The 12,503-nt window shown below is 23.6% G+C and carries 13 protein-coding genes; 5 read left to right on the top strand and 8 right to left on the bottom strand.

Annotation, left to right across the window (positions count from 1 at the left end; translation table 11 throughout):
- Positions 1 to 5 precede the first annotated feature (5 nt).
- Both AACT_RS14840 and AACT_RS14835 read left to right on the top strand, forming a co-directional pair.
- Positions 6 to 932, top strand: coding sequence for a helix-turn-helix transcriptional regulator (locus AACT_RS14840; RefSeq protein WP_172128206.1), 927 nt, complete (start codon positions 6 to 8; stop codon positions 930 to 932).
- Positions 933 to 964: 32 nt separating this feature from the next.
- Positions 965 to 1,174, top strand: a complete 210-nt coding sequence (locus tag AACT_RS14835; RefSeq protein ID WP_172128204.1) for a hypothetical protein — start codon at positions 965 to 967, stop codon at positions 1,172 to 1,174.
- 50 nt (positions 1,175 to 1,224) lie between these two features.
- Here the strand turns inward: AACT_RS14835 and AACT_RS14830 are convergent, their stop codons facing one another.
- From AACT_RS14830 to AACT_RS14820, 3 genes are all read right to left on the bottom strand, one after another.
- Complete coding sequence (locus tag AACT_RS14830; RefSeq protein WP_172128202.1) at positions 1,225 to 1,461, bottom strand: DeoR family transcriptional regulator; 237 nt, start codon at positions 1,459 to 1,461, stop codon at positions 1,225 to 1,227.
- Positions 1,454 to 2,080 carry a recombinase family protein gene (locus AACT_RS14825; RefSeq protein ID WP_172128200.1) on the bottom strand — a complete coding sequence of 209 codons (627 nt, stop codon included), beginning with the start codon at positions 2,078 to 2,080 and terminating at the stop codon, positions 1,454 to 1,456. Before AACT_RS14825 ends, AACT_RS14830 begins: the two co-directional genes overlap by 8 nt.
- Before the next feature lie 115 nt (positions 2,081 to 2,195).
- On the bottom strand, positions 2,196 to 2,678 hold the full coding sequence (locus AACT_RS14820; RefSeq protein ID WP_172128198.1) for a hypothetical protein: 483 nt from the start codon (positions 2,676 to 2,678) through the stop codon (positions 2,196 to 2,198).
- A 97-nt stretch (positions 2,679 to 2,775) separates the two neighbouring features.
- Here AACT_RS14820 and AACT_RS14815 point away from each other — a divergent pair, with 97 nt between their 5' ends.
- On the top strand, positions 2,776 to 4,377 hold the full coding sequence (locus tag AACT_RS14815) for an IS1634 family transposase (RefSeq protein WP_172124149.1): 1,602 nt from the start codon (positions 2,776 to 2,778) through the stop codon (positions 4,375 to 4,377).
- Here the strand turns inward: AACT_RS14815 and AACT_RS14810 are convergent.
- A complete protein-coding gene (locus tag AACT_RS14810; RefSeq protein WP_172128196.1) occupies positions 4,374 to 4,655 on the bottom strand; it encodes a hypothetical protein in 282 nt (93 codons plus the stop codon). The two genes, AACT_RS14815 and AACT_RS14810, sit on opposite strands and share 4 nt — an antisense overlap.
- Positions 4,656 to 7,694 carry an Eco57I restriction-modification methylase domain-containing protein gene (locus tag AACT_RS14805; protein WP_172128194.1) on the bottom strand — a complete coding sequence of 1,013 codons (3,039 nt, stop codon included), beginning with the start codon at positions 7,692 to 7,694 and terminating at the stop codon, positions 4,656 to 4,658. It abuts the gene before it with no gap.
- 185 nt (positions 7,695 to 7,879) lie between these two features.
- On the opposite strand from AACT_RS14805, the gene AACT_RS14800 reads away from it, so the two are divergent.
- Positions 7,880 to 8,347, top strand: a complete 468-nt coding sequence (locus AACT_RS14800) for a hypothetical protein (protein WP_172128192.1) — start codon at positions 7,880 to 7,882, stop codon at positions 8,345 to 8,347.
- A gap of 166 nt (positions 8,348 to 8,513) precedes the next feature.
- On the opposite strand, the gene AACT_RS14795 is transcribed toward AACT_RS14800, so the two are convergent.
- A complete protein-coding gene (locus tag AACT_RS14795) occupies positions 8,514 to 9,578 on the bottom strand; it encodes a hypothetical protein (protein WP_172128190.1) in 1,065 nt (354 codons plus the stop codon).
- 149 nt (positions 9,579 to 9,727) lie between these two features.
- On the opposite strand from AACT_RS14795, the gene AACT_RS14790 reads away from it, so the two are divergent.
- Complete coding sequence (locus AACT_RS14790) at positions 9,728 to 10,036, top strand: hypothetical protein (protein WP_172128188.1); 309 nt, start codon at positions 9,728 to 9,730, stop codon at positions 10,034 to 10,036.
- Positions 10,037 to 10,086: 50 nt separating this feature from the next.
- Here AACT_RS14790 and istB read toward each other — a convergent pair whose 3' ends face one another.
- Together istB and istA are read right to left on the bottom strand one after the other, a co-directional pair.
- Complete coding sequence (gene istB / locus AACT_RS14785; protein WP_172127369.1) at positions 10,087 to 10,833, bottom strand: IS21-like element helper ATPase IstB; 747 nt, start codon at positions 10,831 to 10,833, stop codon at positions 10,087 to 10,089.
- A 22-nt stretch (positions 10,834 to 10,855) separates the two neighbouring features.
- Complete coding sequence (istA, locus tag AACT_RS14780; protein WP_228720489.1) at positions 10,856 to 12,382, bottom strand: IS21 family transposase; 1,527 nt, start codon at positions 12,380 to 12,382, stop codon at positions 10,856 to 10,858.
- Positions 12,383 to 12,503: the final 121 nt, after the last annotated feature.

Genomic DNA, 12,503 nt, shown 5'->3' with positions numbered 1-12,503 from the left:
AAACAATGGCATATAAACACGATTATGATAAAACATTAACAAGATTAGTTTCAATACTATCTAAACTATACAATGGTGATAGCTTATCAGTAAAAGAACTAGCAGATGAATTTAATGTAAGTACTAGAACAATTCAAAGAGATTTCAATGAAAGACTAGTTGCTTTTCCTATTTATCAAGATAATAGACTTTGGAAAATGCAAGACGGTTTTAAAATAGAAAAATCTACATCAATAGAAGAACAAGTTATTTTAGATATTATGGAAAAACTAGTTGATGGTGTTGGTAATCAATTTTCTACTAAAGCAAAAAATCTATTATCAAAAATCAAAAATCATGATTATAATCCTATTTATGCAAAAATTAATATGGAAGATATTGAAGATAAATTAGAAATAATTCATCATCTTGAAATTGCTATAAAATCAAAATTTGAAATAACTTGTAACTATATATCAAATAATTCAGATATTTCAAATCTTACATTGAAACCACTGAAAATAGTAAACTTTGAGGGATATTGGTATCTTCTAGCAATTGATGAAAAAAATACTGAATCAATTAAAAAATACTATTTGAAAAATATATCAAATTTAAAAACACTAAGTACAACTTTTTTAATTGATGATAGAATAGATAGAATATTAGAAAAAGTTTCAAGTATCTGGTTTGATAACACAAAAGAACCATTTGAAGTAAAAATACAAATATCAAAAGATATTACAAAATATATAAAAAGAAAACCAATTTCACCTTCTCAAATATTTGAATCAATAAATGAAGATGGAAGTTCAATTATTTCAATTAAAATCACCCATGAAATGGAAATAATTCCTATTATAAAATATTGGTTACCTAATCTAAAAATACTAGAGCCAAAATGGATAGATGATATGATTTGTGAAGATTTAAAGAGTTATTTGAATATTTAAATATAAACCTGTTTAGTTAAAAGAGGAAATTAATGATAGAAAGAATAGAAAAATTTATAAATATTAATGAAGAAATATATGAAGATTATGGATGGTGTTTAGATTTAGATAATTTAAATGAAAATAATATAGATAATTTTAAAGCTAAATTTATAAATGAGTTTTCTCTTAAATGTTGTAATGACTTAATATTAGAAGGAACAGATGAATTTGAGTTAATTAAAAGAGTTGATAATATATAGAAAATTGTATAGACTACGTAAGAAGCTCCAGTTTAAAATATTTAGTGGGTTCAACGATTTTTATCAAAATATAATTTAGTAAATTCTTCATTATTCATTTTCCAAATTTTTCCATCTTGATAAATGGGGAAGGATGTAAGTTTTTCATTAAAATCTCTTTGAATCGTTTTTGTAGAAACATTGTATTCTTGGGCATATTCATCAATAGAGAGATTTTCTTCTCTATAAAGTTTACCTAAAATATCAATAAGTCTAAAAAGTTTTTTATCATAATCATGTTTATACATTTTTATCCTTTCTTAAAATATTTCTTGTTTTTATATAGGTACTTAATGAAGCTTGAGTTCCTATTCCAATGTAATCAACGATTCTTTGTACAGATAAACCTAATATATATAGTTCTTCTATTTTATCTTTAAATTCGTCATATTTACTTGTAACTTGTTGCCCTTTTTGTCTACCTAGTTTTTTACCTTTAGCTTTTGCAACTGCTAAACCTTGCTTTGTTCTCTCACTTATGATTTCTCTTTCTGTTTCTGCAAAATATCCATAAATAGAAAGTAGTAATTTTGAGAGAGCATTATTTGCAGTTGATAGTTCAGGTTGATTTACAAAAATTAATTTAATATTTGATTTATTAAATCTTTCAATTAAATTTAAAATTTCTAGCATATTTCTTCCTAGTCTAGATAATTCTGTTACTATTAAAGTATCATTATCTTTTAGTCTAAGAAATACATCATCTAATAATCTATCTTTCTGATTTTTTCTACTACTAATTTCAATTTGAATAAAATCATCAATTTTGATTTTATTTTCATAAGCATATTCAAGAATTTTATGTTTTTGATTTTCTAATGATTGTTTGTCAGTTGATACTCTAATATATGCTAAATATTTACTCATTTTCAACCTTTATAAGTTTAATCTTATAAATTATAACTAGAGTTATATAAAATATAACTTTATCTAACCATCTAAACTTATAAATATTATATGTTTAGATGTTCATTTAGAGTTATTAAAAAAGTTTCATTAATTCTTCTTGTTTTTTGTTCTTTTCTATTTGATTGTCTTTTTTTATCATATCATCATTTTGAATTGATTTATTTGGTTTATAAAATTTTTTAATTTCATCTTTCAATATTTTCTTTTCATTGATTAATCGATACATAACAGAAAGTATCAATACAAAAGTAAAAACTACAAATAAAATCAATGAAATTAGTTCAATATGTTGAAAAGAGTAAACTTTGAAAATATTTATAATAGATAGTTGTTCTAAGAAACCTATTAAGATTAATAATCCCCCATACTTTGCATATAGTTTTTCTTTGACAAAAGTGTCTATGGTTTCTTCTGTGTTCATAAAAGAATTAATAATATGTAATTTATTAGAACTCTTTTTAAAACTCAAAAAGATAAGAAAAGCACCAATACCATCAGTTATTAGTGCTAGATTTATGAAATAACTCCTGACTTTCTCATTTTTATCAAAAATCAATTTTTCTAAAAGTGATATCCCTTATTAAAGGGCTTTATAGACTATAAAATTCATAAAAGTGTGTGTCCTATAGTCTAAAACCTGCTACAATTTTAGTATGAGTTTACATATTAGACAGAAGAAAAATAGTAGTGGAACAATCAGTATTCAGATTATCGATAGAGTTCATAGGAAATATAAGGTTATAGAAACTATTGCTTGTGTAAAAAATGATTTAGATTTACAAATTTATTTAGATGTTGCAAATAAACGTTTAGAAGAACTGCGTCAACAAATGTATCCTACTTTATTTGATGAAAATAAAAATGAAGAGTTAATATTCATAGAACTTGGAAATAATGATTTAATACCAATAGGTGATGAATTAATCTATGGAAAATTATTTGAACGATTGGGATGTTCTAGTGTAGATTTGGATTGTAAAAGACTTCAGATGTTTAAAAATCTTGTTGTATCAAGATTACTGTATCCTGGTAGTAAATTATATTTGATTGATTATCTTGAATATTTTAAAAAAGAGAGTGTAGATAAAAATGCTATCTATAGATTTTTAGATACACTTTATGAAGAGAATTTAAAACTACAAATTGAAAAATGTGTATTTGATCATACTTATGCAAAAATGAACCAAACTATTGCATTTACATTTTATGATGTTACAACCCTGTACTTTGAATCTGAGAGTGAAGACGATCTTAGACGTATTGGATTTAGTAAAGAGGGTAAATTAGCACGTCCTCAGATACAACTGGGATTGTTTACAACACTACAAGGATATCCATTAAGCTTTGAGGTTTATGAGGGTAATAAATATGAGGGACATACTTTAGTTGATGTACTTAAAAAGTTTCAAAATAAATTTCAATTAAAAAATAAACCTGTAGTTGTAGCTGATAGAGGAATGCTAAACAATAATAATCTAGTATATCTTGAAAATAATGGATATAAATATATCCTTGCAGCCAAAATAAAAAATATATCAAATGATTTAAAAGAGCAAATATCAAACTTGATATTTTTAAATGATGGAGTAACTCATACACTTAAATTTAATAAAGATATACCATATACTGATGAGAATGACAATAAACAATCCATAAATATCAATCAAAGGTTAGTTCTTTCATATTCAACGGCAAGAGCTAAGAAAGATAAACATAATAGAGATAAAGCACTTGAAAGATTAAAGAAAAAAATTGAATTCTCAAAATCTATCACAAAAAAAGATTTAAAACTATCATACTATGCTAAATATCTTAACATCGATGATCATAAATGTGATATCACTTTTAATATCAATAATCAAAAAGTTGATAATGATTCAAAATTAGATGGTATAAAAGGTTTTATTACAAATGATTTTACACTAACACCAAGTGAAATTATAGAACACTATAATAATCAATATGCAGTAGAACAAGCATTTAGAATATCAAAAACTGATCTTAAAATCAGACCCATATACCATAGGCTAGAAACCAGAATAAAGGCTCATATTCTTATTTCATTTGTATCATACTCAATTTATAAAGAGTTTGATTCAAAACTTAAAGAAAATAATATTAAATTTAAATTCTCACAAAAACTTTTAAGAGATATAATTAAACATATGTTTGCACTTAGAACAAATGGAAAATTAGTCTACTTGAAATTTGATGAAATTCAACAACAAGTTTATAATGCAATTAAAAATAGTTAAAAAGTGTGTGTCCATATGAGAAAGTCAGGAATATGTTGAAAAGAGTAAACTTTGAAAATATTTATAATAGATAGTTGTTCTAAGAAACCTATTAAGATTAATAATCCCCCATACTTTGCATATAGTTTTTCTTTGACAAAAGTGTCTATGGTTTCTTCTGTGTTCATAAAAGAATTAATAATATGTAATTTATTAGAACTCTTTTTAAAACTCAAAAAGATAAGAAAAGCACCAATACCATCAGTTATTAGTGCTAGATTTATGAAATAACTCTGCATTTAAACACCCTCAACAATCTTAATCTCATCCTCACTTAATCCATATAACTCATAAACCATAGTATCTATCTCTTTATCTGTTTGATTGATTTGTGTTTGAAGTTCTAAAGCTTTTTGTTTATCGTGTTCAAATAATTCTTGCCATTCCTCTTTGAATTTTCTTTCTTCTAGTTTTGTAAGTTTTATTTTTTTAGCTTTTGTAAACTCTTTTACAAACTCATCGAATTCTAGTGTTTCAAATGATTGAAGTTTTTTAGATACTTTTTCAAGTTCTAACTCTTTTAAAAAATTTTGTTTTGTTTCTTGTAATTTTTTATTTAATTCAAGCATTAAATCAGCTTTTTGAATAAATGGTTCTTGTTGTTCTAAAGTAATTTCTCTTATTGGTATTTCAAATAAGTTTTTTGTTGATATTGCATTTGTAAGTTCTGATTCATTGGTAAATTGTTTTTTATAATACCAATTTAGAAATTTAGAAGATAGTACAGATAAAATAAATTTAATGTTGAAATCTAAATTTTTTAAAGTTAAAGCATATGTTGTACCTAAATTATAAATTTGATTATTATCAAATGTAATAATAAATTGTGTATTTATCATTTGCATAATTAATTTCTCATTTGCCAAGAAAATAGTTTCATCTCTTGCTCTTAATAAATTCTCTTTATTATATTCAATATATTCAATCGGGTTGATATAACAATATTTTGATATGTCTTTACCTCTAATTATAGGTTTTAATATATCACTTATTTTTTTTCCAAAAATATATTTCTTGTCATTTCCTGTTACAATTCCATTATTGATATTTACTATATTCTCAAGAGATAATGAATTGTTTTTTGCTTTAATTAAAATACTTCTATCACTTTCTATTGTATATATGCTGAAAATATAGTCGTAATTTTTTAAATAAATATCTTGCAATTCCTTACTTTCATTTATTTTATTACATAATTTATAAAATTCTATTTTTATTTCATTTTGTTTAGTCTTATTTTTTTCGAATATAAATGTTGCTGTTTCTGCTACTACATCATGAAACTGTCCAGAACCCCAATCTGTTAAAGATTTAATATTATAATTATTTAATATAAATTTTCGGATGTTACTATACGAATTAGTTTTAAAAATATTTTTATGAATAATAAAACTTGTTAATCCTTTGTTTGATAACAATTTATAAGTTAATTCAATGAATGGTGCAATTAAATTGAATTTAGTAGTTTTAAAATTATCTGTTCCTGATTTACCAAAAGAATTAATATATATTTCAAAATAATATTTTAAAATATTTTTATCAAATCCTCTATTATCAACATATGGAGGATTCCCAATAACTACATCAAAACCACCTTGTACAAACACCTCTGGAAATTCTTTTTCCCATTCAAAGGCATTATTTACTACACTTTTATCATCTATAAGAGAATTTCCAACTTTTAGTTTATCAGCTAACCTTGTAAGTGGACGACCAACTTCTACTGTTCTTAGCCAAAGTGAAAGTTTTGCTATTTCAACTGCTTCTTCATTTATATCTACACCATAAAGATTATGTTCTAATACTTCTTTTTTTACGTCTGTTTTAGCAAATTTTTCTTCACCAAACAATCCACCACCACCTAATAATACTTTTTCACTTTCATCTATAAAATCATGTTCTTTTAGTAAATAGTTTAAAGCTTGATTTAAAAATGCACCACTTCCACAAGCAGGGTCAAGTATTTTTAAAGATAAAAGATATTCTCTATAATCTTTAAGTGATTGCTCAATAGCTAATTCGGTTTTATTTAATTTTGCAGGATTCTTTGGTATTTCGATATTAATGTCAATTAATCCTAATAACTCTTTTTTTTCATCACATAGTTTTCCAAGTGTATTTTCTACTATGTACTTTGTGATATATTCAGGTGTATAAAATACTCCATCTTTTTTTCTTTTTGTTTTTGTTTTATCAAAATTTTCATCATTTATTGATGCTTTTAATTCTTCAATATCATTTAAAGAATTCTCAAAAATATGTCCTAAGATATTTACATCTATCTCTGTATTAAAGTTATATTTACTTAGTTGAGAAGGAATTTCTTGTAATACAATATCATCTATTATAAGATTATCAAGTATTTCATCACTCGCAAAAAGACCACCGTTATAAGCTGATATATTTAATCTATCATTACCTTTATTGATTGCATCAAAATATATTTTATAATGACTATAAAGAGATTCATGCCTATAATCATTTTTAAACTGTTCTATAATTTTATCAATTGTATCAGATGGAATAATTCCTCTATCTTCTGCAAAAAATATAAATATCATTCTATCTAGTATTTTTTGAGTTTTAGCTAGTAAAATATTTTTATCAATATTCTCATTTTTTTCAATTAAATTATTAAATAGTTGTACTCTAAGTTGTGAATATTGTTTATAAATCTTATTTGAAATATCATCTTGATGGGTAGCTTGTTGTTCTTTTAGTTGTAAAGGAATATTTTGTTTAATATTTTCATAACATAGTAGATAATGAAACTCTTCAAACTCTTCATAGGTAAGATTAAAAAGTGAGTAAGATTGATAATTAAGTTTATCATCTATGTAAAATCTTATTTCATCAAAGTTTGAAATTATTACATAATGTGCAAATTTTCTACTATGAGAGGTAAGATAACCAAATGCTTGTTCTATTACATTTTTGCCTTTTGTTTCAAAGTTCTTTGTATCTTGTCCTTTTAATTCAATAACTCCAACAACATTACCATTTACTAATATAGCTCCATCTGCTTTTTTACTATTGTTAATATTTTTCTTTTCTCTTTCAAGATTAAATTCTTTAGAATTTGTAGTATCAAGTGTATATCCAAGACAATCTTGGAAAATATCTTTTAAAAATCCTTCCTGATATTTTTCTTCTTTCCATTCTTTTATTTCTGAAGTCTTTTTTAAAAAGTTTTGAAAATTATCCCATCTATTTTTTAATAAATCTTTATTTTGGTTTTTAATTTGATTTTGTAGTAAATGTATTGTAAATAATTGCATATTCTTCCTATTCTGATTGTCGTTAAAGCAAGTATTATTAATTATATTTTTAAAGTTTGTCATAATGACATATAATTAATGTTAAAAATTAATTATATGTTTATTTAGCTTAAATAAATAATTTTATGAAATATTCATATCTATATGACCATCTATTATTATTCATAGAAATAAAAGAGGTCAATATGCTAAAAAATAGTGAGATTATAAAAAAGTTTGGGATTGCTAGTAAAACTTTATATAACTGGAGTGAAAGTAGACCAGAACTATATGAGTTTTTAAAAAAATCAGATGATTATTTTGATAAAGCTAGAGACTTGAATCTTTTATTAAGAGCATATAAAAAAACTATTATTCCAACTTTCACAAAGAGTGAACTTCAATTTTTAGTAGAATTAGATTACAAAGAAAAACCAACAAATTTATTTGAAGAATTCCCTGAGAAGTTTTTACAATTGTGTAGTAAAAAACTTTCTACTGATAATAAAATCATCATAGAAATACTTCCAAAAATCACTACACTTTCTCACATAGAAAAATACTTACTACTTGATAAGATTTATACCTATCAATCAAAATTAAAAGACTCAAAAAAAGATATAGATATAAAAGAATATTTTTTACATCTGTTTGGTATTTTTATAAAAAAGTAGTAAAATAAAAACCAACAAAGAATTTAAAAAAGTATTGATATTTATATCTTATTTATATGTATTTTAAAGCCCATACAAGCACCTAGAAAGCAATGTTATGTTTATTCTATAGTTTTGGCTTCTAAAGTGATTTTGAGCTTGGTTTTAAAGCTATTTAAAATATTTTTCAGTTATCAAAAACAAATTTTTTGAAAATTTTGAAAATAGTATTTCTATGAATTTTACATTCCTTGGAAATTTTATGTATAGTTAATTTATTTTCTTTTATATAACTATTAAATTCTTCCATAGATTCTATATTATAGGTATTACAAATTTTTGATAATATATTATTTTGTTTTTCAACTTCTCCTATAAACTTCTTATAATTTAAATATTCTATCTTATTTTCATCTGATTCAAGAAATCTAATAAAATTAAATAAACTTTCTTCTATTTTTAAAGAATTAAAATTACTTAATTCATTTGCATAGGTGATATTACATTTGTTTAATATATCAATTAAATTCTTGTGTAATTTTTTTATAGATGATGTTTCATGAAAAATATCATTTATCTTTTTATTTTTAAGAAAACTATTTTCCATACGTACTTCTATTCTTGTAATATCACTATATACTTGTAATGTTTTTGAAGAATTTAATATTTTAGGATAAATTACAACTTCTACTTTCTTTTTATTTTTTGAATATTTTTCATTAATATATAAAGTGTTTTCTATACTTTTGAGTTGGAAATTCTTAAATATTGGATTAATATTAAATAGTGATTTATCTGAAAATACATCTAATGCAATATCAATTCTTTTTACATTATGTGCAGATTTATAAACTAATCTTAAAATATAAATTAATGTAGAATTCAATGATTTATATTGATGTAATCCACTAAACTCATAAGTATAAGTTCTTGTTTGTATGTGAAATAATATATTGATATTTACACTATTATTTATGTATAAGTTAAATTTTTTTATATAAATAATATTAGTTTCTTTATTCTCTATATAAAAATTATTAATTTTGTCTTTTTCTATATCATAAGGATTTAGAAAAGTTGATATATGAATAGAATCAATAGCAATATAAATATTATAGCTCTTATATATATCGGTATAACTATAAACTTTTAACTTATTAGAAATAGTTAGTATACAATCGTTGTTATAGTCCTTCTTTATACTTTCCCTAATCTCTTTTTTTTCAATTTTTTTTAATTTTTGTACATGCACTTTTGAATCCTTTTTTAATTATTTATTTTCAAAAAAATAAGATTTAAGAGAAAGTGATGATTAATTTAATGAATTAATTAGAAAATTAATCCTATTTAGATACTATAAATTAGAGTATCTATTGATTATATAAACTAAGAAAGTATAAAATGAGAAAAGAAAAAAAAAGAAAAACTTTATTACTAATAAATAAGGATTTTAAGTTGACAGATGAGCAATTAAGAGTTTTTGATTTTCTGAGTAATTATGAAAAGATTAGTAATGTTAAATATATAAGTAGAAGAAATTTATCAACTCTAGAATTTAGGAAAAAGTTTGAAAATAAAATTAAAAATTTTGACAATATAATTGTTTTCGATATTTTCCATATTACAATTGATATTAACTATTTAGTTAAAATATTTAATGCTCCAGCCGATTCATTCGGACACCCAGCCAGAAGTATTCGGACAGTTTAAAAGTAGAAATTTTCTAAGTGTAAAATTATATCATAAGTGTCCGAATGTTTTTAAATTTTATTGATTTTTGATCTTAATTTTCTCATTGATTCTCCTTCTAATTCTATCCTATGTGATGAGTGAATTATCCTATCTAAAATGGCATCTGCAACTGTGTCATTATTTAAATAATCATACCAACTTGAAACAGGTAGTTGTGAAGTTATTATTGTGGAATTTATCTCTGTTCTATCTTCTATTATCTCAAATAAATTTGTTGCATCATCTGTTGAAATTGTTGAAGTTCCAAAGTCATCTAAAATGAGTAATTGAAATCTTGAGTACTTTTTTAATAAATTTGTATATGTTCCTGTTGCTCTTGAAATCTTTATCTCTTCAAGAAGAGTAGGAACTCTTATATAATAAACTCTAAATCCATCAATTACTGCTCTATTTCCCAAAGCTTGGGAAATGTATGATTTTCCGGTACCTGTACAACCTGAAATTATTACATTATGATGATTCCTAATAAAGTTCATATTTGATAAATCTTTAATAATTGATTTATCAATTTTTCTTTTTGAAGAATAATCTATATCTTCTAAAGATGCTTGTTTATCTTTTATTTTTGACAATCTTAAATTCACTGATATTCTTTTATTTTGAAGAAATATCTCTTGAGCTTCTAGTAAATTATATACTCTTTCATCAAAGCTTAATTTACTATAATTTGTATCTTCTATTTGTCTTAAGTATGCTGATTTAAATCCATCATATTTTAAATCATTTAATTTATTTATTATTGTAGTTTGATTCATTTTTTAGCCTTTATTCTTAATTTTATTTATAATAATCAGAACCACGAATATTTTCATGATTATTAAACACATTTGATTTTACAACATTATTTGCAGCCACTAAATATAATTTTTTTGATAAAATAGATTCAATCGACTTAACACTTTTTGCATCAATTTTAAGAGCATATGCTAGTGCTAAATTTAACTCTATTTTTCCATAAAGTTTTGCTAATGATAAAATTGCTATTAATGTGCGATACGCTTTTACTGGATATTGTGCTTCATCTAATCTTTTTTCTACAAACTCTTTTGCTTCAACACCTATATTCCTTCCCCAAGATATAAGTCTTTGTGGATTCATCTTCTCATTTTGATATTGATGATTTAATGGCATATGTTCTTTTATAGTAGACGAATCATTTATTTTATATAATCTTGGATGAGTAGCTATTAATTTTGATTTATAATAAATTTCAACTAATGTTGTAGAGTATTTAATTTCTACTTTTTCTTTTAAATATTTAAAAGGAACTGAGTAAAAAGATCTATTTAATTCAACATGGTAATCTATATTAACACTTGCAATTTTTAGCTCTTTATAAATAAATCTATTTGCAGGAAGAACTTCTAAAAACTTCTTTTCATTTTCTTCAAATAAATAAGTTCTACTTTTACCAATCCTTTTTATAATTTTATTATTATAAATATCAAGTAATGGAGATATAGCTTCATTTATCTCATCAACATTAAAGAATGTCTTATTCCTAAATACAGCTAATATCCATCTTTGGATACCTTGTACACCTTGTTCTGCTTTTGCTTTATCTTGGGGTTTTCTTACCCTTGCTGGTTCTATTGCAAAGTTATAATGACGTGAAAGTTCTGCATAATTATCATTAAACACAATTCCTTTTTTATTATTTGAAATTATTGCACTTTTAAGATTATCTGGAACCAGTATTTTAGGAACCCCTTCATAAAATTCAAATGCTTTTACATGGGATTTTATAAAGTCTTCAACTTTTTGAGAAGCTGTTGCATGAACATAGGTATATCCACTTAATCCTAATACACTTACAAATATCTGTGCTTTTATAAATTCTCCTGTTGATAAATCTACAATAGGTACTGTTAAGCCACTATAATCTACAAACATTTTTTCACCTGGAATATATGTTTGTCTCATACTTGGGTTTAATCTCTTTTTATATTTGTAGTAGTATTCTTTAAATTGGCTACACCCATAACCATCAGGATATTGCTCTTTATATTCTTGCCATAGTAATTCAAAGGTAACACCTTTTTTAGCTATTTCTTTATGAATATATTCTACATTTGGGATAGGTCTTGTTTTATAGGTTTTTGGCAAAGATTTTTCAGGGAACAATAATTGATAAATTTCATCTTCATCTAATGTAAGAAATTCATCTATTTTATAGTTTGTAATTTCAAATCTTTTACAATAATCAGCAGCGGTTGAACTTGGGGTATTTAAAGCTCTGCTTATTTGACGATAGGATATATTGGTAATGAATCTTAACCTCAATACATCTTTAATTTTTTTCATAGAAAGTCTCCTCATTTTTTACCCCTTGTTTTTAACAAAGTGTAATTAAATTTTAGAAAAACTTCTACTTTAATTTTCCAGCCGGAAATTAATTAAATTGTCCGAATGTAAATCGGCAAAG

This window comes from Arcobacter acticola (assembly GCF_013177675.1).
Classification (GTDB): Bacteria; Campylobacterota; Campylobacteria; order Campylobacterales; family Arcobacteraceae; genus Aliarcobacter; species Aliarcobacter acticola.
This window is presented reverse-complemented; position numbering and strand designations above follow the sequence as displayed.